Here is a 20,575-nt window from a genome sequence, read left to right as displayed (position 1 = left end):
GATCGCGGGCAAACCGGTCGGAAGCCGGAGGACCGTACAGAGAACGAGGTGAAGCCCGAGAACAAGGGCACGCAGCAGGGCCCGGCCTCGGAGCAGAAACTGGCGCCGGAGAACCGGCCGTCGCAGTCGTCACCGGCCCAGCCTTCGCAGGCTCCTGGGGCACCGGCGGAGGGTTCGTCCGCTCCCGCAGCGGGAGCAGCGGACCCGGCACCCGTGCAGGGTCCGGCCGACCAGCAGCCGGCAGCAGGCCGGAAGGCCGCCGAGCCGACGGCGAAGGCGGCGCAGGACACGCCTGCTCAGGGCGGCCCCCAGAAGTCCGGTGGTGCCTCAGCGGACGGTAAGAACGGATCGGCTGCGGCCGATCAGCCGGCCACAGGTCAGCAACGCACCGCCCAGATGCCCCGCTCCGGCGGCCCGACCCCTCCCTGGCAGCGGGGAGCGGCGTCGGCGCAGTCGGGCTCCCCGCAGAACGCTCCGCAGACGAACGTTCCGGGTGTGGGTCAGGGTCTGTCCAAGCAGGGTGGAGCGCCTCAGCGCCCCGCTGGGGCCTCGGCCAAGGGCTCTGCGGCCGGAGGCCCGGAGCCGTCGACGCGTCCCGTCGTGACCGGCACAGCGGCTCCCAATGCCGCCGGAGGAGCTAGCCCGGCCGGGGGCGGAGACGCCGCGCGCGGGACGCGCGACCGGGCTGCTGCAGCGAAGGCGAAGTCCGCGGTAATCGACGGCCCGACACGGCACATCGAACGCAAGGATCTCGCCAAGGACCTGCCGGATCTGTCCGCAGTGAAGCATCCGTCGACCGGTTCGCCGAGCACGGGGGAGACCCCGCAGGTGAGCGCCCCCGCCACCACCGCGGTGCCCACGGCGATCCCCGCCGCCGGACCGCTGCGGGCCACCGTGCAGATCCGCCGTATCGACCCCTGGTCGATGCTGAAGATCTCGTCGGTGATCTCGGTGTCGTTGTTCTTCGTGTGGATGATCGCGGTCGGCCTACTCTACGGCGTGCTGGCCGGCATGGGGGTATGGGAACGCCTCAACAGTGCGTTCACCGACATCGTCTCCGACGCCGGTAGCGGTGCGCTCGTCTCGGCCGGCCAGGTGTTCGGCTACGCGACGATCATCGGCATCGCCAACACGGTGTTGCTGACGGCTCTCGCGACCCTCGGTGCGTTCATCTACAACCTCTGCACCGATCTCGTAGGCGGCGTTCAGGCCACCCTCGCGGACCCGGATTGACCTGCCGGAACGCTGCCCCGCCGAGGCGATTTGTTTCCGGCGACCCCGGTGGGGTAGTGTTCCATCTCGGTTCGAGGGCCTATAGCTCAGGCGGTTAGAGCGCTTCGCTGATAACGAAGAGGTCGGAGGTTCAAGTCCTCCTAGGCCCACTCCCGTGCCGAAAGGATGATCGGAATGAGGGTTCTCGCGCTCGTGGGAACCGGGATTCTGATCGTTCTCGGAATCGCTCGCATGCTTCGGAGCGAAGACGAATGGCACGCGGTTCCCAGTCGCTGACGCGGCGGACGGGGCCTTAGCTCAGTTGGTAGAGCGCTGCCTTTGCAAGGCAGATGTCAGGAGTTCGAATCTCCTAGGCTCCACAAGTAAAAGTGCAGGTAGAGGGTATTTTCTCCAATCGGGGGAAATACCCTCTCTGCGTTTCTGGACACAGTTTGGACACACTCGGTTCTCGAGCAGTGTCACGTGGAGTGTGGTCGAGCGAGATCGTGAAGTCGCTGAGCCACCATTCCGAGATCGTCGTCGAACAGGTGCCCGTACCGGTCGAGGGTGAGTGCCGCGCTGCTGTGACCGAGCATCCGCTGTACCGCTTTGATGCTCGCTCCGGCGCTGATCGCCAGCGAGGCCGCGGTGTGTCGCAGCTCGTGCGGTGTCAGTCCCTCGGGGACACCGGATGCCTTTACCGCGTCGTTCCACCATCGTCGCCGGACGTTGTTCGCACGGAGGTGTCCGCCGCGACTGTCGGGGAACACCAACTGCTCGGGACTCATGCTCTCGGTGTGCTTCGCCAGCATCTCCGCTAGGAACCGGGGGAGCGGTACATCGCGGCCCTTGTTCGACTTGGTGCTCGACACCACGACCTTGCTGTCGACGACAGTCGCGGACCGATGGATGCGTAGCCGGCCGCGGTCGAGGTTCACATCGGCCACGGTGAGTGCCGCGGCCTCACCGAACCGCAGACCGCAGTACGCGAGCGTGTAGACGAGCACGGCGTGACCGTCTGCCGCCTTCGCCAGCAGATCGACCTGGTGGGGTGTCAGGTATCGGCGTTCCTCGTGTTCGATGCGGGGCAGGTCGAGGCCGGCCGCGGGATTCGACACGATCCTTGAGTCCTCGACGGCCTGGTCGAGGATCTGCGATACGACGCCGACGTTCTTCCGTACGGTCGCGGCCGAGCTGGTCTCCGTCATGCTCGCTACCCATCGCCGCAGTCGTTCTCGCGTGACGTCAGCTAGGGGGGTGGTCTTGAAGGCGGGAAGGATGTGCACATCGAGCGCCGACCTGTACCTCGAGGCAGTCGAGGCGGACAGGTTGACCTTGCTCGCGATCCACTTTTCGGCGACGTCACCGAAAAGCACCCGGCCGGCCGATGGTGCGACGTAACTCCCCGTCATCTTCTCTACCTCGACCGTGGCAGCGAAGTCCTGTGCCTGCCGTTTCGAGGTGAATCCGCGTTTCCGGGTGGTGGTGCGCTCTGGGGTGCGGTACCGGACTTCCCAGCGTTTCCCGCTGGCGGTGTCGTAGCTACTGACCGTCGCCACGGCGCATGCTCACTCTCAGTTCTTCCTTCATGCGCCGGGTGATCTGGCCTTTCCGTTGAGCGTTGGCGTTTGCTCCAGCTCGGCGATCACGTTCCCGAGAGAACGAGTCACCCCAGAGGTGCGCCGATTCGTGGTGCATGCGTAGCAAACTGATCCCAAGGTCCTTCGCGACGCGTTCTTCCGTGACGCCCGAATTGCGTTCCGCTCGCTCTAGGGCGGTTATCTCGGTCTTGTTGAGGTATTCGGGAAGTTCTTTTAGTTCAGCAAGAAGTTTCGGCACCTGTTCCTTCATTCGGTCCACCGCACCATGCACGTCACCTGCGCGAAGGTGCACCGGTTCGCCTTGAAGGGACTTAGCCAGAGTTTCGCCTTTCACTGTCAGTTCGGGATTGATCTCAACCCACCCGTCGGTCCACACGAGATCGGCGATCGTGATGCGCTCCCCGGTTACGTCCCCCAAGACTTCGGCAAGCACGAACAGCGTGGGAAGGGTCGCGGGGATCCGTCCACTCTCAAGGTCACCGACTCGTCCGGTGTTCCACTTGAGGCCGTAGAAGCGCGCAGCGCGTGCCACGTCGTCGAGTGTTGCCTCACCTTTGGTGCGATGTGCGCGCGCATTTTGGCCGACTACCTCGGACAACGCTCTCGATTCGGTCACACCGACACGGTACTAGAAATTACGTGACTTGACAGCCCTTCACCTCACTGATCTACTTGTGACGTCACCGAAAAATCAGTGAAATGAGGAATCATGAGCGAGACACACGCTCCGTCCATCGCCCCGGCGAAGGAAGTCGCAGCGTTCTTCGACATGACCGAGGCTGCACTCGCCCAGTGGCGCTATCGGGGGACCGGGCCGAAGTTCGTTCGGCTGAATCGCCGGATCTTCTACAAGTGGGCCGATGTCTACGAGTGGATCGACCAGAACACCATGCAGCGCACCGACGATCGTCCCGGCGCTGCGTGATGGCCAGCTATTTCGGCGACGAACCGACCTGCCAGCGGTGCGACTACCCCCGCAGGCTGCACCACTTGCTCGGAGTCGAACACGACTACACCGAGCGTCCGAATGAGAACGCCCCCGATGCCGGGCAGGGCATCGAGGGCAACGAATCCACCAACCAGGAAGCAGGAGATTCTGACATGCAGTCTACCGACCCCCAGAGCTACATGGTGCGACTGATCGTCGCCGGGCTACAGCAGATCGTCGCCCATGCGGACACCTTCGGCAGCGCGGTCGCTCTCATCAACGCCGACGTGACCCGACGGTTCGGCTGGGACGCGATCGAATACACCGTCACCACCGGCGACTACGTACGCATGACCACCACAGTCGGCCTCGAAATCGAGTACCAGCTCCTTCGATCCGACCAGCCGGTGCCTGAGGACGAACCCGCGGCCGACACCATCGACGGCGTACCCGAGGGGATCGTCAAGCACCCGATCCCCACCATCTACCAGAACCTCGAAACCCTCGGACCCGATGCCGATTGGCGCGACGGGGACAACTTCCTTCTCGCCGAGGTCACCCGCGGCGTGTTCACCGCCCAAGTGTGGCGACACGACAGTATCGAACAGGGCCGGCCTCACAGCGAAGTCGAAATCACCATCGACTCGACCGGGATGCAGGGCGGCGAAATGTTCCACGACCTGTGCATCCTCCCCGACCAGCTCGAGGACTTCCAACAGGTGACGAACGCGATCACGACGGCGTACCGGTACATCACGGAGGTCGGACAGTGACCGACCTCGAACTCTTCCTCGTCGTCGCCCTCTTCGCCGAGAACATCGCCCTGATCCTCGCGCACATCGTCGACCGGCGGGTCACCGACCGCGACGGGTTCGGAGAGGACGCCACCACCGCGATGCGGAGGCGAAGCCCGTGACCTGACCGTCAGGCCCCCGATCCAGTGCTCGATGCGGAGCCCCGCACGCCGCGGACGAGCAAGGCCGGGAACCCGATCCGCGGTTCCCGGCCCCACATCGAACCAGAAGGAGACGCCCCGATGCGTCAAAAGAAGGATATCCCAATCGAACCCGATCCCGTCGCCCGCATCGACGCCGAAGCACGTCTCTACGGTGCCCGTATCGCCACCCGGTGCAGCGTGTGCGGCCGCTGGCTCATCGCCCCGAAATCCCGTGCCGCCCATGTCGGCCCGAAGTGCCAGAAGGGAGGCATGGAGTGACCCGAGCTATACGCCCGATCGGCCCGGACCCGACAACCGAAGTGCTTCTCCTCGGCTCCCTCATGTGGGCTACCGCCGACGACGTACGTGAGGTACTTCCCCTCATCGCCGACGACGACCTCGAGGACCCGAACGCCCGCGTGATCCTGTTCGCGATCCGCTGGCTCGTCGGCGCCGGCCAACCCCACGACGGCACCGCAGTCAGCGACCAGCTGCAACGCTCCGGCCGCCTCGGAGGGGACTCCGGCACCGCGGTGAAGAAGATCCTCCTCGACGCGATCACCTCCGGCGCCGCCTCGAACCATCTCGCTCCGGCGACATACGCCCGCGCAGTGGTCTCCGACGCATACCGCCGCCGCTACGAGCTGCTGGGGAAGTCGCTCGTCGAGGCTGCCGACACGATGCCCGAGAATGATCTTTTGCCGATGCTCCGCCTCGCCGGAACAGACGCTGTATCGCATTCTGAGCGACTTTCTCGGCTTCGCGGGGAGGTGGCCTAGGTGGTCTACACCCCCGAAATCGACCGCACCGACGACAGTATCGCTCCGGTCAACGGTGCCGGTGTCCTCGACGACGTGATGGCGTTCCTGCGGTTCTACAGCGTGTATCCGAACGAACACTGCGCGCCGGCGTATGCGCTGTGGATCGCTCACACGCACGCCAGCACCGCCTTCTATATCTCGCCGCGGATCATCTTCTCCTCACCCGAACCGGGATCGGGAAAGACCAGGGATCTCGAGCTCGGCGCGTTGCTCGCCCACAAGCCGAAGCTGACCATCTCCGCGACCACCGCGGCGATCTACCGGCGTATCGCACAGTCGACCGATGCCGGGGAGCTGCCACCGTCGTTCTTCTACGACGAGGTGGACGCGATCTTCGGACGCACCTCGTCGCCGCAGACCGAAGACCTGCGGGCCCTGCTCAACTCCGGGTACAAGCGTGGTGCGACCGTCGACCGCTGCGAGGGCGACGCGAAGAACATGAAGGTGCGCGAGTTCCCGGTGTTCGCCCCGGCCGCACTGGCCGGCCTGGCCGGGAACATGCCCGCCACGATCACCACCAGGGCCATCACAATTCACAAGCGCAAACGAGCACCCGGAGAGGTAGTGAACCCCTACAGGGAACGCGACGCCGAACTCGAGGCGAAACCGATCCGTGAAGACCTGGCGGAGTGGATGGAGTCGGTCGCCGAACGTGTGGCCGAGGCCCGACCGAAGATGCCCCGCGGTGTCGAGGATCGTCCGGCCGAAGTGTGGGAGGCATTGCTTGCGATCGCCGACGAGGCGGGCGGTCACTGGCCGGAGACCGCACGGGCAGCGTGCCGGCACTTCGTGCTCGATTCCGAACCGGCAGAACAATCCCTGGGAGTGCAGTTGCTCGCGGACTGCCGAACGATCATCGACGGCCGCGACCGAGTGTCGACCGAGGAACTGATCCTCGAGCTTCGCAAGATCGAGGAATCGCCGTGGGGTGACATGCACGGCAAGCAGATCGACCCCCGACGTCTGGCATCGATGCTCAAGAAGTACGGCGTGCGTTCCGGTCAGATCCGCATCGGAGAACGGACGGTCAAGGGCTACACAGCCACCGGCGAGAACGGCTTCCATGACGCCTGGAAGCGCTACCTACCGAGCGAAACCGGGAAGTAGTCGAAACGTGGGTAACAAGCGGAACTTGCCAGGTCACAGCGTTTCGGATCGAAACACTGTTTCGGATAAAGCGAAACATGAATCGGAAGCGAAACGCTCTGACCTGCACAGTTCCTCAAGTTTCGCGTGTTTCGCACATATCCCGCTCATGAAGAGGAACAGAGCATGATCCGACACCGAACCTCACGGCTTCCGCAGATTCCCGATCCCATCGCCAGCCTTGTCGACGACCGACTCACCGGTGCCAGGTGCAGCGGCCGGCACCCCCTGTTCGATGCCGAACTCGAAGACGAGACCGCCGAGCAGCGATCGGCACGACTGGCATGGGCACGAACCGAATGCACACGATGCCCGGTCCAGGGCCTGTGCCGAACCGCAGCAAGCGAACAGGAACACCCCCTCGGGATATGGGGCGGCAAGGTCCACGGCTTGCCCGGCCGCCCCGGACGAAAGGACACCCCCGCAGCATGAGACTCGTCGTCCACCGCAGCAAGGCGAAAGTGACCGCCAACCCCGGACAACCTTTCCCGGTGCTCTTCGAGTTCAGCGGAGTCGCCATCGCTATGAGGTCATCCGAAGCAATCGCTCTCGCAGACCAGCTCGTCGACGCCGCCGAAAAACTGAGGCAGGGCCGAGCATGACCGTGCAGCACCTCGCCCCCGGTGTCGTCCTGCTCACCGGAGACGCCCTCACCACTGTGCGCTACGCCGTACGAGTCGCCATCGCAGCACGGCACCGCAACGGCTACCCCGTCCCCCGAGAACTCACCGAACTCGCAGCAGCCGTGACCGAACCCGGAACAACGGACACCGAACCCACACGCGCACAACACACTTCAACCGAACTGCTCGACATACAGGAGACGGCACGAATGCTCGGATGCAGCCAACGCCAAGCACGCCGACTCGCACCCCAACTCGACGGACGCCTCCACGCAGGCCGCTGGCTCATCCCACGTGCCGCCGTCGACGAACACCTGAAAGGACGGGCCGCATGAGCCCCACCCGGCACGAGTTGCTGGACATGCTCGCCGCCATGACCGACGACGAGCTCCGCCGCACCATCTCCGAAGCCCGCGGAGTCGACCCCGGCCCCGCCAACGTGCGAGACCTCATCCACCGCGAACTCAACCGCACCCCCGAACCCGACCAGCCGGCACCCGTCGCCCTCAACGACGACGAAGGACTCGCCCGCATCATCGGCGCGAAACTCAACCGCAGCCGCGAACTCTAAGGACCACACCATGCTCGGAACACACCCCCTCGACACCTTCCGCGAACAAGTCGACACCGTCGCAGCCGCCGGCGGCACCGTGCCCGACACCTACACCACCATCAACCAACGATGGAGCCGCTACCTCGACATCGGCCACGACACCAGCGCACTGCTCGCCGACGCGATCACCACACCCGGCGACACCAGCGACCTCGCACAACTACGGGCACTGGCCCTCGCAGAACGCTGCGGAACCGTCGAACAGGCCGACCTCACCAAAGAGCTGAAAGCCCCCGTTCTGCTCGCTCTCCGTGCCGCCTACGAACCCGTCGCCGATGCGAACTACCGCACCCTCGCCGACAAGTTCACCGCCACCGCCACTGCGTTCACCAAAGCCGTGAACGCAGCAGACCCCGACCTGCCCGCCGAGCAGATGGTGACCCAGTCCGAGAAGGCCCGCAAAGCCTGGACCGACGCCGCAATCCACGCCGTCGAACTCGACCAGCAACTCACCGCACTCAGAGCAGCAGCAGTACTCGCCGGCCTCCGCGCCCACGACAACGACGCCCTGCTACCCCTCACCGTCGACACCGCAGGACACCACCGCAGGCGCCTGTGGGAAGCCTGGGAAACCAGCACCGGACGCACCGGTAAGTGGGGAGCACTCGCACGCCTCGGAGCAACCATCCGAGCAGCACACCCCGACACTTTCACGCCCTACCGCCGACCCGCACCCATCGAAGTGAAGTACATACGCGGTGAAGGCAAGTACGCCGGATCAGTACGGGTAGAGATCGACCCCGAAGACGAACTGGTCTAACACACTTCCCGCACGCCAGCATCCGTGCGGGAACGGGTGGGCGTCGGCTTCCCCTCCTGGACCGACGCCCACCCACCACAACCGGAGACACCATGCCGCGCCCCACAACACCACGCACCGCAACCACACGATGGAAGCGCATCAGGACACGCCTCATCCGCACCCGCACACACCAATGCCACCACTGCGGAACAGCCCTGGACCCGAAAGCCAAACGTGGTGAACCCGGCGCAATCGAGATCGACCACCTCATCCCATACATCGAGCGCCCCGACCTCGCACACGACCCCAACAACCTCGTCCTGTCGTGCCGGCCCTGCAACCTCGCCAAAGGCGGCAAGGCATACGGCGAACCCTTCCAAGTCCCCACCACAAGGCTGCCGCTCCCCACCTCACAGCAATGGTGACCGCACAGCAGCGACGCCCCCAGGGGCCACCTCCTCGCCCCACCCCGCTCCGCTTCCCCTCGGCATTGAGGATCTATCCCCCCGCCGGCCAAACGCCCCGACCTATGGAGGCCCGATGAAGCCCAAACCCCCACCTGGATGCACCGCTGTGGGTCGCCGCCTGTGGAACGCGGTGCTCGACGAGTACGAACTCGACACCCACGAGGTCGCTGTCCTGCGGGAAGCGGTGCGAACCGTGGACCAGATCGAACAGCTGCAGGCTGTGGTGAAGACGGACGGCCCGATGCAGAACTCACCGCAGGGCAGGCGCGTGCATCCCGCCGTCTCCGAACTCAGGCAGCAGCGCATCGTGTTGGCTCGTCTGCTCGCTGCTTTGAACATCCCTGCCGAGGATGCCTCTCGTCCGGTGCGTGCACCTCGAGGGGTGTACGGGATTCGGGGCACGGCGTGAGACGCCGGCGCATCGGCGAGGCCGGGAAGGTGCCGCCGATGCTGTGGACCTTCGACACCGGTGACTGGTCGGGCACCACAGCCGAACGAGTCCACGCCTGGTGCGCTGCTCGACGCGAGTGGGCGCGCAACAACCCGTGGCCCGGAGGTGTGGTCGAGATGATCGTCGACAACCACACCGTTCGCCGGCGTGTCCTGCACGGAACGGACCGGTGACCACCCACCCCCTCCTCGGCGCCAACCCTGGACACCCCTTGGCATTGGCGCTCGCCTTGCCTACGGGTCTGGGGGTTCTCGGTGGGGGTGTGAAACGAGCGATCCGCCCCGGGGGTGACGGGGCGGATCGGTGATCGAGCATCGACGATCGTGGCCGAGTGTAGTGTGTTAGGGACGTGCTTCGGAAAGCAGGGTTCTGATGATCGGGTAGCGCGAGTATGAGCATCGGATAGCGGTGCCGGTCCTCGTGTGCTCGTGTCGGTTCTACGCGTGGCAACAAGGCTGCGCGTGGATCCGAACAGGAGGCACGGGTGACTGATTACCGATTGGTGATGTCGCTACTGCTGCAGGACAGGTCCTACCGGGACATCGAGGCGATCGCGGGTTGCTCGCATCGCACTGTCGCGAAGGCGAAGAAGGTCTGCCACGAGCACGGGTTGACCGCCACGAGCCAGGTCGAGGCGCTCAGCGGCGAGGAGATCGACGTCTTGTTCGCAGATGGGCGCAAGACGCCGTCGAAGGAGTTCGTCGCCTTCGACGTGGCGGCGACCGTGAAGAAGCGCACGGGCAAGAACAAGCTGCCGCTGCGGGTGCTGTGGGCCAACTACCTCGACAGCGACGGATCGCCGGGGCAGCGGCACTACAGCTATCAGCGGTTCTGCCAGATCGTCGGCGAGTACGTCGAGGTCAACGAGCTGACGATGCGGATCGCGCACGTGCCCGGGCACACGATGCAGGTCGACTGGGCGGGCACAAAGATGGCGATCTTCGACCCCGTCCTCGGTACCAAGACCACGGTCTCGGTGTTCGTTGCGTCGCTGCCGTACTCGGGGATGGTCTTCGCGTGCGGCTGCGTGGACGAGAAGATGGCGAACTGGCTCGACGCGCACCTGCAGGCCTTCGAGTACTTCGGCGGCGCGGCGCAAGTGATCGTCCCGGACAACGCCTCGACGGCATCGAACCAGATCGCCCGCGGCGACCGGGCCCGCGAGGTCAACCGTGAATACCGTGACTTCCTCGAGTACCACCACACCGCCGCCGTGCCCACTCGGCCGGTGCGCCCGACGGACAAGGGCAACGTCGAGGCCGGGGTGAAGGTGGTGACGAACTGGGTGATCGGACGGCTGGCCGATCGGCGCTTCGCCAGCCTGGACGATCTGAACGAGGCGATCGCCGCCGAGGTGGAGGCGATCAACGACCGGATCCCGTTCCGCGGCCAGAAGACCAGCCGCCGCGAGCTGTTCACCGAGCACGAGCAGTCGGAGCTGATCGCTCTGCCCGAGGTCCGCTGGCAGCCGGTCATCTGGAAGAAGTCCAAGGTCAACCGGGACTATCACGTGGAGATCGCCACGGTGAAGTACTCGGTGCCCTACACCTTCACCGGCCAGCACGTCGACGTGAAGATCACCGGCCCCACACTGGTGGTCATGGCTGGCGGCGAGATCATCGCCTCCCACACCGTCTCCGGTAGGCGGCACGCCTTCGTCACCGATCCCGACCATGTTCCCGCGCAGCATCTGCAGTCATCGGACCTGTGGTCGCGGGCGTATTTCGTGCGCCAGGCCCACAAGATCGGACCGCACACCGTGGCTGCGATCAGTGAGGTCCTGGATCGCCAGCGGATCGAGGCTCAGGGCTACCGTTCGTGCCAGAACATCCTCGCCCTGGCCCGCGGGGACAACAAGATGCTGCTCGAGCGGGCCTGTGGCCAACTCGTCTCCGAGACCTCACGCCGGGCGATCAGCTACACCGCCGTCAAGCAGCAGCTGGCGGCCCTGAGGACCCAGGCCGCCGCCCGGCCCACCACCACGCAGCCGGCGGTGGCGGCTACGACGGACCGGCTGGAGCCGCCGCCGGGTCGGCGAGATACCACCGGGGCGCATCTGGCCGGGCCCGAGCAGTTCAGCCTCGCCGCCCTCACCGGAGGCCCGAGCAGCGGCACTGCGGGGCAGGAGGAGCTGCAGTGACTGATCGTCATCTCACCGACGCCGACATGCCGCTGTTCACGCAGCTGCGGATGACCGCGTTCGGCCAGACCGTCATTGACCTGGCCAACGATCCCGCCTGCGACGAGTGGACCTTCTCGGAGAAGATCTTCCACGCCCTGGACAAAGAGATCACGGCCAGGCAGGAACGCCGGACCCAGAAACTACTCAAGGCCTCCAGATCGCCAAACCCTGACGCCTGCGTAGAAGAGATCCGCTACCTGCCTGACCGCAACGTCAACCGCGAGCTAATCGCACGACTTTCCAGCTGTCAATGGATCGACGCCACTCGCAATCTCGTCGTGCTCGGCCAATCCAGCGTGGGCAAGACCTACCTCGCCCAGGCGCTTCTCAATGCCGCGTGCCGAAAGTACTACACCGCGAGGTTCTTCCGGCTCGACGACCTGGCCAACCGGCTCGCCGTGCTGGAGCCGACCTCGCAGCGCAGGCTGGACTTCCTCACTGATCTGCACAACTGCGACCTGCTAGTGCTGGACGATTTCCTGACCACGCCGGTGGCCCCGCACACCGCGGCGGAGCTGCTCAACATCCTTGCCGCTCGGGAGGGGCGGGGCTCGACGCTGGTGACCTCGCAGTTCGATCCGCCAGATTGGTACAAGTCGCTCCAAGACGCGGTCATCGCCGAATCGATCCTCAACCGGATCGTCGCCGGCGCCGAGATCATCGCCCTCGACGGCCCGAACATGAGACGACACCTCGCCACGGCAACGCCATAGCGGCCCAGCGGTCGGACGGGTGAACTCCGCTATCCGATACCCGTCCGACCGCTACCCGATCATCAGAACCGCGCTTTCCGAAAGGCGTCCCAAACATGTAGTGCCCACCGCTGACATCTCCGGTGCGACAGGAAGTGTGTCGGTGACGTGTTGTTGACTCTCGTCTCGGGTCGGGGTCGAACTCAGGAGGGGTACGTACATGAAGGAACTCAGCGCAGAGGTTGCGGTCGCTTTGCTGGAGCAGATCAAGAAGGCGGCCGACGAGATCGACTTCCAGAACCCGGAGGGTCTGCGGACTTTGGCGGAGGCCTACGCGACGGTCGTTTCTGCTGCTCCGAATCAGCGGCCGAAGCAGACTGCATTCGTCGGCTGACGTATCAGCGCGAACGGCCTCGCCCTATGTCGGGGTGGGGCCGTTTTCGTGTCTCTGTGCGATGCAGGAGGCCGTCGAATCGACGCGGATGCTCGAACGTGAGCCCCGAAGCCCCGATTATGGGGCTTGGGTGGGGATGGTGGGTCGCCCCTGGTTGAGCCCCTCGCAGAATTGCTTGACGTCTTTCCACTGCCTCACCAACATGGGCATGGCAGTCGGGCCGAGCTGCTTTATGTCATAGCGAGTGCGATAGGACATCTCGAAGAGACTGCGGTACTGGGTGCTGATCTGAGGATAGAGTTGCGTGACCAGCTGGTTTACCCCACGGCTACCTGGGGTGGGGTCGCTGTGTTTACGAGGATGTCGCTCATCCTTCGGGAGCTCTGGCTCATCGGCAAGGGAGGAATGCACGTAGTGAAGCGCGGAGTAGAAGAGTGAGATTGCCGCCCAGTCGATAAACTTCCCGTCGTTCTGGAGGAAATCTGAGGCTTTCTTGTTGTGCTTTGCGCGCTCAAGATGCCACGCACGAGCTCCCACCTAGACCTCTGCAAAGGACTCGTCGCGGACCGCGTGCAGCGGAATGATGTCGAACTCCAATGCGAGTTCGTCGAAGTGATCAGCCTCAAAGGCCAGGAGTCGCTTGAGGACGGCTTCTCTAGAGTCCCAGTTGTACTCTTCAAGGCAAGCGCCGACTCGGACGATTCGTGCCTGAGGCTCCCAGCGGACACTGAGATGCGTCTTGCCGGTTACCGAGGCGAGTTCATGCAGCCGTCCGCTCAGTTCGTACTTCAGGTTTTCTGCGGAAATCATGCAAGGCTCCTGGTTCGGCATGAAGGGATAGTAGACAGGTAAACACGAGGCACCGACATGCGGATACCCATTTGTGACTAAGACGGGGACTATCCCGTCAACCACGGTGCCCCTGGCCACGGTTCTTTACATTGGTAGAAGTCTGCGCCCGCGTGGACACATTTTGGACACATCATGCCTTCAAACCGTGTGATGTGGAGTGATGCCGAACGTATTGTTTCCGCAGTTCACGGCGTTTCCGAACCTCTGACCTGCACCATGTTTCGCATTTGCAAGGCAGATGTCAGGAGTTCGAATCTCCTAGGCTCCACAATCACATGAATGCAGGTAAAGGGCGCTTCCGATCTTTCGGAAGCGCCCTTTCTCTGTTGCTGCCTCGGCCCGTCTGCCCACATTCCACACTCGAAGGGTGACGCCCCGCCTCTCTCCGCGACTCGCCGAGATCGTCGCGGCGCGGTCAAGTCCCGTGAGGTGGTGTACGACGTCGTCGCGTGATTCCTCGTCGGTGGATCAGGCGGTCAAGGCCGGTGTCACCTCCTCGGTGCCCTCGGTGACACTGTCGGCGGGCTTGCCGGTGCGGGAGCGGGCGAGTACGTCGAGGCCGAGGTAGCGGCGGCCTTCGATCCACTCGTCGTGCTGCTCGGCCAGCACCGCCCCGACGAGTCGGATCAGAGCGGTGCGGTCCGGGAAGATCCCCACCACGTCGGTCCGGCGGCGGATCTCCTTATTGAGGCGCTCCTGCGGATTGTTGCTCCAGATCTGTTTCCAGATCTGCTTCGGGAACGCGGTGAACGCCAACAGATCCGACCGGGCGGCGTCGAGGTGATCGGCCACCTTCGGCAGCTTCTCGGTGAGTGCATCGATGATTCGATCGTATTGTGCGTGAACGGAATCCGCGTCGGGCTGGTCGTACACGGAGTGCAGCAGTGTCTTCACCCAGGGCCACGACGACTTCGGTGTGACGGCCATGAGGTTCGTCGAGTAGTGGGTGCGGCACCGCTGCCAGGAGGCGCCGGGCAGGGTTGCGCCGATCGCCGCGACGAGGCCGGCGTGGGCATCGGAGGTCACCAACCGCACCCCGGACAGGCCGCGGGCGACCAACCCGCGGAAGAAGGTCAGCCAGCCGGCGCCGTCCTCGGCGGAGGTGACGTCCAGCCCCAGGATCTCGCGGTAGCCGTCGGCGTTGACCCCGACCGCGACCAGGGCGTGCACGTTCACCACCCGTCCGTTCTCGCGGACCTTGAGGACCAGGGCGTCGGCGGCGACGAACGTGTACGGGCCCGCATCGAGGGGTCGGTTCCGGAAGGCCTCGACCTGGGTGTCGAGGTCTTTCGCCATCACCGAGACCTGCGACTTCGACAGCGAGGTGATCCCGAGGGTATCGACGAGTTTCTCCATCCGCCGGGTCGAGACCCCGAGCAGGTAGCAGGTCGCAACAACCGAGGTCAGGGCTCGTTCGGCCCGCTTGCGCCGTTGCAGCAGCCAGTCCGGGAAGTACGAGCCGGACCGCAGCTTGGGGATGGCCACGTCGAGGGTGCCGACGCGGGTGTCGAAGTCGCGGTGCCGGTAGCCGTTGCGAACGTTGACGCGTTCGTCGGAGCGTTGGCCGTAGTCGGCGCCGCACAGGGCGTCGGCCTCGGCGCCCATCAGGGCGTGGATGAACATCGTCAGCAGCTCGCGCAGCAGGTCGGGGCTGGCGCCGGTGAGTCGGTCTTCGACAAGCTGGCGGAGGTCGATATCGTGGGCAGTGGTCATCGCGTGCTCTTTCGTCGAGTCGAGTTGGTAGCTCTCTCGAAGAATCACGCGGTGACCGTCTTTCGTCCGGTTACGACACGCCGGTCATCGGATCCGATCCGGCTCGTACACCATCCTGATGGACGCAACCCGCGGCGCTGCCGCTGGAGCCGCACCTACGTGTGCTGGATCAGGGTCGGTGCACTCGACGGTCGGCCCCCGAAGCCGGCAGGGTCGCTCTGGAGCGGATCGCGGCGGCGACACGGCCGGATGCGCGCCTGTTCGTCGACGGTGGTGACCCGCTCCGGGAGCTTGTCACCCCGAGGTGATCGTGAACGGTCCCGGATCGACGGTCCGTTTCACGTGAAACATCAGGAGAGCGCGGTGGTGAGAACCCTGCGGATCGAGGAGCGCACCTCCTCGAGCTTGCGGCCGGATTCGATCAATTCCGTTCCCTTGTGCACGAGCGCGGTGACGAGCTCGGCATCGAGTTCGGGATCCGCGACTCCGAGGACCCGCAGCGACTCGACGAGGGGGAGGACGAGGTCCTGATGCATGGCGTGCATGCTCTCGTCACTGAACGCCTGAGGGGTGAAAGCGGCGAGAGCACCGACGATCGCGTGCTCTCCCTCGGCGACCAGCTGCAGATTGACGTCGATGTACGTCAGCACCCGCTCCGTCGGATCGGACACCTTCTCCATCGCCTCGATCACGCGCGTGTTCCAGCGCGGGAACATGTCGACGACGACCGCGTGCAGCAGGTCGTCCCGCGAATCGAAGTAGTTGTAGACGCTCGACCGGGCCAGACCCGCACGACGCGCCACGTCGCCGAGCGAGGGTGCCTGTTCCGGTTTCTCGGCGAGGAGTTCGAGCGCCGCGTCGAGGAGGGCACGGCGCTGCGCTGCGCGGTGCTCCGCGACCGTCGCTGCGGAAATTTTCGGCACCGCCGGCCCTCCTCGTTCGGCTGTCGACCGTTCAGTCGTGTGGTCGAAGTCTTCCGTCGACCATTTCGAGCACGCGGTCGCAGTGCCGCAGGATTTCGTGGTCGTGGGTGACCATGATCGTAGCCACTCCACTGGTGTGGGTTTCCCGTGCCAGCAGTTCGACGACCTCGTGGCTGCGTTTCCGATCGAGGGCGGCGGTGGGTTCGTCGACGAGCAACAACGACGGTTCGGCCATCAGGGCCCGCGCGATGCCGACACGTTGACGCTCACCGCCCGAGAGCTGCCCGGGTCGCCGCTGGGCGCGGTGCTCCATACCCACCGAGGCGAGCAGCTCGTCAGGGTTCCGTCCGGGGCGTCCGGCGATCTTCTCGACGAGGAGCAGTTGATCGCGTGCGGTCAGGGCGGGGAGGAGATTGCCGGACTGGAATACGAACCCGACCCGCTCTCGGCGCAGCTTCGCGGTCGCCCGCGGGTCGAGTGCGGTCACCTCGATACCGTCGACACTCACGGTGCCGGAAGTGGGTCGGCCGAGGCCACCGGCGACCGCCAGCAGACTCGATTTGCCGGCACCGGACGGCCCGACGACGGCGACCAGTTCACCCGGCTCGACGCCCAGGTCGACGTGATCGAGGGCGTGGACCGTGCTGTCGCCGTCGCCGAAGGACAGGCAGACGTCGGACAGTGCGAGGCCGGTGGAGGTGGTGACGGTCATCTGTTCTCTCCCAGGGCAGCGAGCGGATCGACACGGACGATGCGGACCACGGCGAGGGCGGCGCCGAGCAGGCCGAGGACGACGAGCAGAACGGCACCTCGAGCGACGGGGCCGGATTCGAGGACGAAAGGCATGCCGCTGCCCTCGAGGCCCGACCCGAGTCCGAGACCGACGAGCACACCGAAGGCGACCGAGCCGACGAGCACGATCACGGCCTGCAGGAGGGCGTCGCGCAGGAGGAATCCGGTGGAGGCGCCCATGGCGCGGAGGACGGCGATCTCACGGCTGCGCTGCACGGTCCAGATCGTGAAGAACGCTCCTACGACGAGGGCTGAGATCGCGTAGAGGAAGGCGGTGATCATCGACATCGTCATCATCTCGGCGCTGTAGCCGGGGGAGGAATCGAACGATTTCTCCAGGGTCTTCGCTGTCGTACCGGCTGCTGCGTCACCCGCGGTGAGATCGGGCAGTGCTCCGTCCACACCCTCGATCGCGACCACACTGGCTTCGGTGTACGCGCTCGGAGGGACCTGTTCACCGAGCCGGACACCGGCGTGGATCTCCTGCCAGGTGCTCAGGGGAAGGTAGGCGACGTCGACGTGACCGAAGGTGCGCTTGTCGGAGGTGAACCCGACGACGTCCAACCGGGTACCGAGACGATCGACGACGATCGTGTCGCCGAGTTCGACGCCGGTGGCGCGGGCGCTGTCGCTGAGGACGACATCGGTGTCACCACCGAGCGGTGCCCCCTCGGAGACCGAGGGTTCGAGGAACGAGCCCGGCCGGATGCCGAAGAGTGTGAGGTCCACGGGGACCCCGCTCTCGGTTTTCGCGTTGACGATGGTGTTGCCGAACAGTTCGGCGCGAGCGACGTCCGGGCGGGCACGCCAGGTGTCGGCCTGGTCTTCCGTGACCACGGATCGGGAGAATGCGGAGTCGGCCTTGGTTCCTTCGGCGAAGGCGAATGCCTGCACCGGTGTGCGCTGCAGTGCGGAGACGCCGTCGACGACGAGACCGGACGACAGACCGGACAGGATCACCATGAGGATCGAGATGAGCGCGACGACGGCGCCCATCAACAGGAAGCGGGTGCGCGCGAACCATAGTTCGCGCATGGCAAGAAACATGTGGAGTCCTTCGTGGGCTGGACCGGGTATGTGCCCAATCTTCTCGACGGCACGTCGATATCTTACCGACGCTCTGTCGTTATATTCGGTGATAGTTACTACATGGGGTAGTAATCGCAGGTGAGGGAAGTATTCTGACTTCATGGCCGAGGTGAACACCGTGATGCGCATGCGCGCGGTCTTCGTGAGCGGAATCTCGGCCGCACTGAGCATCGCCGCGCACGCCTTCGCCGGCGGAGCGATTCCCCACCAGGACGCCCTGGTGTTCCTCCTCGGGCTTGCCTTCGCTGTCGGAGTCCTCACCGGCGAAACCAGGCTTCCGGTGCCGCTCGTCCTCGTCCTCGGGCAGGTCGCCGGCCACCTCGTGCTGGGACTCCACGACGGTCACCTGCACACACCGGGATCCGGAATGATGTCCGCCCACGCGGTTGCCGTCCTCCTCGCCGCAGTATTGGTACGGGGTGCCGAGAAGGGCTGCGAAGCAGCACTCGCAGCGCTGCGCCGGATCGTTCCCGAGACGTACCGCACGCTGCCCGTGGCCGTCGCCGAACCTGTCCCGACGATCCACCGCCCCGATATCGGTCCCGGCGTACTACTCGTCGGCGGAACCGGCAGCCGCGCACCTCCCGTTGTTCTCCGCTAGGTCAACCTTCTCGGTCGCCGCCGCCGGCGACCGCTCGTTCCGTGTGCCCGCAGAGGCACCGACACTTACGGAGAATCATGAAGAAGACCATGTTCGGCACTGCGATCGCCGCAACGGCCCTGCTCGCCGCCGCCTGCGGTTCCGACACCGGCACCACCGACTCGGCCGAGGCCGTCGTCGTGTCCGAAGCCTGGGTCAAGGCATCCGACACCGGGATGACCGGTGCCTTCGCCGAGATCGAGAACACCGGCAGCAGTGACGTGCACATCGTCGGCGCGTCCAGTCCTGCATCCGCCACCACGGAACTGCACGAGATGGTGTCGTCCGGCGGCGCCTCGATGGTGATGCAGGAGATGGGGGACGGGCTCGTCATCCCCGCGGACACCGTGCACAGCCTCGCGCCCGGCGGCGACCACCTCATGCTCATGGACCTCGTGGAGCCTCTGCGACCCGGGAACACGGTGACCTTCACACTCGAGTTCGCGGACGGATCGACCGAGGAGTTCACGGCCCAGGTCCGCGACTTCGCCGGGGCACAGGAGGAGTACGTGCCGTCCCACGACGGGGCAACCCACGATGGCTAGGTTCACTCGACGCACCCTGCTCGGGGGCGGTGTCGCCGCGCTGGGTGCAGCAGGACTCGGCGCGGTCGGAGGTGGGACGGCGGTCGCGTCCCGCATCTCCGAACCGATCGGCGCGCGGACCGTGGAGATCCACGGCACCCATCAGGCCGGTATCGACACCCCCGCGCAGTCCTTCGCGTCGTTCGTGGCACTGGACCTCGCCGAGGGTGTCGATCGTGACGGGCTCGTCGGGATCATGCGGGTGTGGGCCGAGGATTCGCGGCGACTCACCACCGGGACGCCGGCGCTGGGCGACACCGAACCCGAACTCGCCGTCGACCCGGCCCGGCTGACGGTCACGGTCGGCTACGGTCCCGCGGTCTTCGACGCCGCGGGCCTGACCGACCGACGACCCGCGTGGCTGAAGCCGCTGCCGGCCTTCCCGATCGACCGGCTCGAGGAACGATGGTCCAGCGGCGACCTGCTGTTGCAGGTCTGCGCCGACGACCCGGTGACCGTCTCGCACGCGGTCCGCACACTCACCAGGAGTGTGCGATCGGTGGCGACGGTCCGCTGGATCCAGCGAGGGTTCCGGCGTGCGGCCGGCACGCGACCCGACGGGACGACCATGCGCAACCTCATGGGGCAGGTAGACGGCACCGTCAATCCCGCGCCGCACAGCCCGGACTTCGACCGGCAGGTGTGGAATCCGGGTGACCCGCCGTGGATGGCCGGTGGCACCTCGCTCGTGTTACGCCGGATCCGCATGGAACTCGACACCTGGGACGAGCTGGACCGTCCCGCTCGGGAACTCGCCGTCGGCCGGCGACTGTCGAACGGTGCTCCGCTGACGGGTTCGGAGGAACACGACGACGCCGACTTCGAGGCCACCGACCGGTTCGGTATCCCGGTGATCCCGCCGGAATCGCACGTCGCGCGGGCACGTCCCCGCACCGGCGACGAGCAGTTCCTGCGACGGGGTTACAACTACGACGACCAGGACGGCGCCGGATTGCTGTTCGCCACCTACCAGGTGGACGTGGACCGTCAGTTCGTCCCGGTGCAGCAGCGCCTCGCCGAGCACGACGCGCTGAATCCGTGGATCACGCCGATCGGGTCGGCGGTCTTTCTCGTCCCTCCGGGATTCGGTCCGAAGGGGTATCCCGGCGACACCTTGCTGGGTGACTGAGACAAGACCGCGACGTATGCGGAATCGAGGTCTAGCCTCGAGGG

27 protein-coding genes, 2 tRNA genes and 1 pseudogene are annotated in these 20,575 nt (G+C 65.5%); 22 read left to right on the top strand and 8 right to left on the bottom strand.

Going from position 1 to position 20,575, the window contains the following annotated elements; translation table 11 throughout:
- Positions 1-48 precede the first annotated feature (48 nt).
- From M3330_RS11665 to M3330_RS11655, 3 genes are all read left to right on the top strand, one after another.
- Positions 49-1,233, top strand: coding sequence for a DUF3566 domain-containing protein (locus M3330_RS11665; protein ID WP_255028776.1), 1,185 nt, complete (start codon positions 49-51; stop codon positions 1,231-1,233).
- A 75-nt stretch (positions 1,234-1,308) separates the two neighbouring features.
- Positions 1,309-1,382, top strand: a tRNA-Ile gene (locus M3330_RS11660).
- A 137-nt stretch (positions 1,383-1,519) separates the two neighbouring features.
- Positions 1,520-1,592 (top strand) — tRNA-Ala (locus M3330_RS11655).
- A gap of 99 nt (positions 1,593-1,691) precedes the next feature.
- Here the strand turns inward: M3330_RS11655 and M3330_RS11650 are convergent.
- The 3 genes and pseudogenes from M3330_RS11650 to M3330_RS11645 form a co-directional block, all read right to left on the bottom strand.
- A complete protein-coding gene (locus M3330_RS11650) occupies positions 1,692-2,420 on the bottom strand; it encodes a site-specific integrase (protein ID WP_255028775.1) in 729 nt (242 codons plus the stop codon).
- A 57-nt stretch (positions 2,421-2,477) separates the two neighbouring features.
- A pseudogene (locus tag M3330_RS24490) lies at positions 2,478-2,624 on the bottom strand (site-specific integrase); the annotation flags it as partial.
- Positions 2,625-2,754: 130 nt separating this feature from the next.
- Positions 2,755-3,429, bottom strand: a complete 675-nt coding sequence (locus M3330_RS11645) for a hypothetical protein (protein ID WP_255028774.1) — start codon at positions 3,427-3,429, stop codon at positions 2,755-2,757.
- A gap of 93 nt (positions 3,430-3,522) precedes the next feature.
- On the opposite strand from M3330_RS11645, the gene M3330_RS11640 reads away from it, so the two are divergent.
- From M3330_RS11640 to M3330_RS11570, 16 genes are all read left to right on the top strand, one after another.
- Positions 3,523-3,738 carry an AlpA family transcriptional regulator gene (locus tag M3330_RS11640; protein WP_094979666.1) on the top strand — a complete coding sequence of 72 codons (216 nt, stop codon included), beginning with the start codon at positions 3,523-3,525 and terminating at the stop codon, positions 3,736-3,738.
- A complete protein-coding gene (locus M3330_RS11635) occupies positions 3,738-4,514 on the top strand; it encodes a hypothetical protein (protein ID WP_255028773.1) in 777 nt (258 codons plus the stop codon). The genes M3330_RS11640 and M3330_RS11635 overlap by 1 nt, the downstream gene beginning before the upstream one ends.
- Entirely contained in the window at positions 4,511-4,657 is a 147-nt protein-coding gene (locus tag M3330_RS11630; protein WP_255028772.1) for a hypothetical protein, read from the top strand. Before M3330_RS11635 ends, M3330_RS11630 begins: the two co-directional genes overlap by 4 nt.
- 120 nt (positions 4,658-4,777) lie before the next feature.
- Entirely contained in the window at positions 4,778-4,957 is a 180-nt protein-coding gene (locus tag M3330_RS11625; protein ID WP_106201256.1) for a DUF6011 domain-containing protein, read from the top strand.
- Positions 4,954-5,457, top strand: a complete 504-nt coding sequence (locus M3330_RS11620; RefSeq protein WP_255028771.1) for a DnaB-like helicase N-terminal domain-containing protein — start codon at positions 4,954-4,956, stop codon at positions 5,455-5,457. The genes M3330_RS11625 and M3330_RS11620 overlap by 4 nt, the downstream gene beginning before the upstream one ends.
- Positions 5,458-6,606 carry a DUF3631 domain-containing protein gene (locus M3330_RS11615; protein WP_226950001.1) on the top strand — a complete coding sequence of 383 codons (1,149 nt, stop codon included), beginning with the start codon at positions 5,458-5,460 and terminating at the stop codon, positions 6,604-6,606.
- Positions 6,607-6,771: 165 nt separating this feature from the next.
- Positions 6,772-7,077, top strand: a complete 306-nt coding sequence (locus M3330_RS11610) for a WhiB family transcriptional regulator (RefSeq protein ID WP_255028770.1) — start codon at positions 6,772-6,774, stop codon at positions 7,075-7,077.
- A gap of 166 nt (positions 7,078-7,243) precedes the next feature.
- Positions 7,244-7,603 (top strand): helix-turn-helix domain-containing protein, encoded by a 360-nt coding sequence (locus M3330_RS11605; RefSeq protein WP_255028769.1) that lies wholly within the window; start codon positions 7,244-7,246, stop codon positions 7,601-7,603.
- Positions 7,600-7,839: a hypothetical protein gene (locus tag M3330_RS11600; RefSeq protein ID WP_106201252.1), complete on the top strand. Its 240-nt coding sequence runs from the start codon at positions 7,600-7,602 to the stop codon at positions 7,837-7,839. The genes M3330_RS11605 and M3330_RS11600 overlap by 4 nt, the downstream gene beginning before the upstream one ends.
- Positions 7,840-7,849: 10 nt before the next feature.
- Positions 7,850-8,641 carry a hypothetical protein gene (locus tag M3330_RS11595; protein ID WP_255028768.1) on the top strand — a complete coding sequence of 264 codons (792 nt, stop codon included), beginning with the start codon at positions 7,850-7,852 and terminating at the stop codon, positions 8,639-8,641.
- A 92-nt stretch (positions 8,642-8,733) separates the two neighbouring features.
- Complete coding sequence (locus M3330_RS24485; RefSeq protein WP_369683117.1) at positions 8,734-9,048, top strand: HNH endonuclease; 315 nt, start codon at positions 8,734-8,736, stop codon at positions 9,046-9,048.
- A 115-nt stretch (positions 9,049-9,163) separates the two neighbouring features.
- Entirely contained in the window at positions 9,164-9,499 is a 336-nt protein-coding gene (locus tag M3330_RS11590) for a hypothetical protein (RefSeq protein WP_255028767.1), read from the top strand.
- On the top strand, positions 9,496-9,714 hold the full coding sequence (locus M3330_RS11585) for a hypothetical protein (protein WP_255028766.1): 219 nt from the start codon (positions 9,496-9,498) through the stop codon (positions 9,712-9,714). Before M3330_RS11590 ends, M3330_RS11585 begins: the two co-directional genes overlap by 4 nt.
- 311 nt (positions 9,715-10,025) lie before the next feature.
- On the top strand, positions 10,026-11,681 hold the full coding sequence (gene istA / locus M3330_RS11580) for an IS21 family transposase (protein ID WP_247848311.1): 1,656 nt from the start codon (positions 10,026-10,028) through the stop codon (positions 11,679-11,681).
- The gene (locus M3330_RS11575; RefSeq protein ID WP_007633699.1) at positions 11,678-12,436 is read left to right on the top strand and encodes an ATP-binding protein; all 759 of its coding nucleotides are present in this window, start codon (positions 11,678-11,680) and stop codon (positions 12,434-12,436) included. The genes istA and M3330_RS11575 overlap by 4 nt, the downstream gene beginning before the upstream one ends.
- A 199-nt stretch (positions 12,437-12,635) precedes the next feature.
- A complete protein-coding gene (locus M3330_RS11570) occupies positions 12,636-12,809 on the top strand; it encodes a hypothetical protein (RefSeq protein WP_255028765.1) in 174 nt (57 codons plus the stop codon).
- A 537-nt stretch (positions 12,810-13,346) separates the two neighbouring features.
- On the opposite strand, the gene M3330_RS11565 is transcribed toward M3330_RS11570, so the two are convergent.
- The 5 genes from M3330_RS11565 to M3330_RS11545 form a co-directional block, all read right to left on the bottom strand.
- Positions 13,347-13,640 carry a hypothetical protein gene (locus tag M3330_RS11565; protein ID WP_255028764.1) on the bottom strand — a complete coding sequence of 98 codons (294 nt, stop codon included), beginning with the start codon at positions 13,638-13,640 and terminating at the stop codon, positions 13,347-13,349.
- A gap of 489 nt (positions 13,641-14,129) precedes the next feature.
- The gene (locus M3330_RS11560) at positions 14,130-15,374 is read right to left on the bottom strand and encodes an IS256-like element IS1164 family transposase (RefSeq protein WP_255026428.1); all 1,245 of its coding nucleotides are present in this window, start codon (positions 15,372-15,374) and stop codon (positions 14,130-14,132) included.
- Between the two features lie 350 nt (positions 15,375-15,724).
- Entirely contained in the window at positions 15,725-16,297 is a 573-nt protein-coding gene (locus M3330_RS11555) for a TetR/AcrR family transcriptional regulator (protein ID WP_006550925.1), read from the bottom strand.
- A 31-nt stretch (positions 16,298-16,328) separates the two neighbouring features.
- Complete coding sequence (locus tag M3330_RS11550) at positions 16,329-17,009, bottom strand: ABC transporter ATP-binding protein (protein ID WP_006550926.1); 681 nt, start codon at positions 17,007-17,009, stop codon at positions 16,329-16,331.
- Positions 17,006-18,136 (bottom strand): FtsX-like permease family protein, encoded by a 1,131-nt coding sequence (locus M3330_RS11545; protein WP_255028763.1) that lies wholly within the window; start codon positions 18,134-18,136, stop codon positions 17,006-17,008. The genes M3330_RS11550 and M3330_RS11545 overlap by 4 nt, the downstream gene beginning before the upstream one ends.
- Positions 18,137-18,278: 142 nt before the next feature.
- Between M3330_RS11545 and M3330_RS11540 the strand changes: the two genes are divergently transcribed.
- From M3330_RS11540 to M3330_RS11530, 3 genes are all read left to right on the top strand, one after another.
- On the top strand, positions 18,279-18,779 hold the full coding sequence (locus M3330_RS11540) for a hypothetical protein (RefSeq protein ID WP_019290459.1): 501 nt from the start codon (positions 18,279-18,281) through the stop codon (positions 18,777-18,779).
- A gap of 77 nt (positions 18,780-18,856) precedes the next feature.
- Positions 18,857-19,363, top strand: coding sequence for a copper chaperone PCu(A)C (locus M3330_RS11535; protein WP_019290458.1), 507 nt, complete (start codon positions 18,857-18,859; stop codon positions 19,361-19,363).
- Positions 19,356-20,531, top strand: a complete 1,176-nt coding sequence (locus tag M3330_RS11530; protein ID WP_019290457.1) for a Dyp-type peroxidase — start codon at positions 19,356-19,358, stop codon at positions 20,529-20,531. The genes M3330_RS11535 and M3330_RS11530 overlap by 8 nt, the downstream gene beginning before the upstream one ends.
- Positions 20,532-20,575: the final 44 nt, after the last annotated feature.

Source organism: Rhodococcus sp. GA1 (assembly GCF_024321955.1).
Lineage (GTDB): Bacteria > Actinomycetota > Actinomycetes > Mycobacteriales > Mycobacteriaceae > Rhodococcus > Rhodococcus pyridinivorans.
The sequence above is the reverse complement of the archived record's forward strand: the minus strand, read 5'-3'. Positions and strand labels throughout refer to the sequence as shown.

Excerpts from the sequence above, each read along its gene's own strand:
- M3330_RS11650 (WP_255028775.1), bottom strand. The coding sequence starts at position 2,420 with ATGACGGAGACCAGCTCGGCCGCGACCGTACGGAAGAACGTCGGCGTC.
- M3330_RS11640 (WP_094979666.1), top strand. The coding sequence starts at position 3,523 with ATGAGCGAGACACACGCTCCGTCCATCGCCCCGGCGAAGGAAGTCGCA.
- M3330_RS11635 (WP_255028773.1), top strand. The coding sequence starts at position 3,738 with ATGGCCAGCTATTTCGGCGACGAACCGACCTGCCAGCGGTGCGACTAC.
- M3330_RS11625 (WP_106201256.1), top strand. The coding sequence starts at position 4,778 with ATGCGTCAAAAGAAGGATATCCCAATCGAACCCGATCCCGTCGCCCGC.
- M3330_RS11610 (WP_255028770.1), top strand. The coding sequence starts at position 6,772 with ATGATCCGACACCGAACCTCACGGCTTCCGCAGATTCCCGATCCCATC.
- M3330_RS11605 (WP_255028769.1), top strand. The coding sequence starts at position 7,244 with ATGACCGTGCAGCACCTCGCCCCCGGTGTCGTCCTGCTCACCGGAGAC.
- M3330_RS11600 (WP_106201252.1), top strand. The coding sequence starts at position 7,600 with ATGAGCCCCACCCGGCACGAGTTGCTGGACATGCTCGCCGCCATGACC.
- M3330_RS11595 (WP_255028768.1), top strand. The coding sequence starts at position 7,850 with ATGCTCGGAACACACCCCCTCGACACCTTCCGCGAACAAGTCGACACC.
- M3330_RS24485 (WP_369683117.1), top strand. The coding sequence starts at position 8,734 with ATGCCGCGCCCCACAACACCACGCACCGCAACCACACGATGGAAGCGC.
- M3330_RS11590 (WP_255028767.1), top strand. The coding sequence starts at position 9,164 with ATGAAGCCCAAACCCCCACCTGGATGCACCGCTGTGGGTCGCCGCCTG.
- M3330_RS11570 (WP_255028765.1), top strand. The coding sequence starts at position 12,636 with ATGAAGGAACTCAGCGCAGAGGTTGCGGTCGCTTTGCTGGAGCAGATC.
- M3330_RS11565 (WP_255028764.1), bottom strand. The coding sequence starts at position 13,640 with ATGCCGAACCAGGAGCCTTGCATGATTTCCGCAGAAAACCTGAAGTAC.
- M3330_RS11560 (WP_255026428.1), bottom strand. The coding sequence starts at position 15,374 with ATGACCACTGCCCACGATATCGACCTCCGCCAGCTTGTCGAAGACCGA.
- M3330_RS11550 (WP_006550926.1), bottom strand. The coding sequence starts at position 17,009 with ATGACCGTCACCACCTCCACCGGCCTCGCACTGTCCGACGTCTGCCTG.
- M3330_RS11545 (WP_255028763.1), bottom strand. The coding sequence starts at position 18,136 with ATGTTTCTTGCCATGCGCGAACTATGGTTCGCGCGCACCCGCTTCCTG.
- M3330_RS11540 (WP_019290459.1), top strand. The coding sequence starts at position 18,279 with ATGGCCGAGGTGAACACCGTGATGCGCATGCGCGCGGTCTTCGTGAGC.
- M3330_RS11535 (WP_019290458.1), top strand. The coding sequence starts at position 18,857 with ATGAAGAAGACCATGTTCGGCACTGCGATCGCCGCAACGGCCCTGCTC.
- M3330_RS11530 (WP_019290457.1), top strand. The coding sequence starts at position 19,356 with ATGGCTAGGTTCACTCGACGCACCCTGCTCGGGGGCGGTGTCGCCGCG.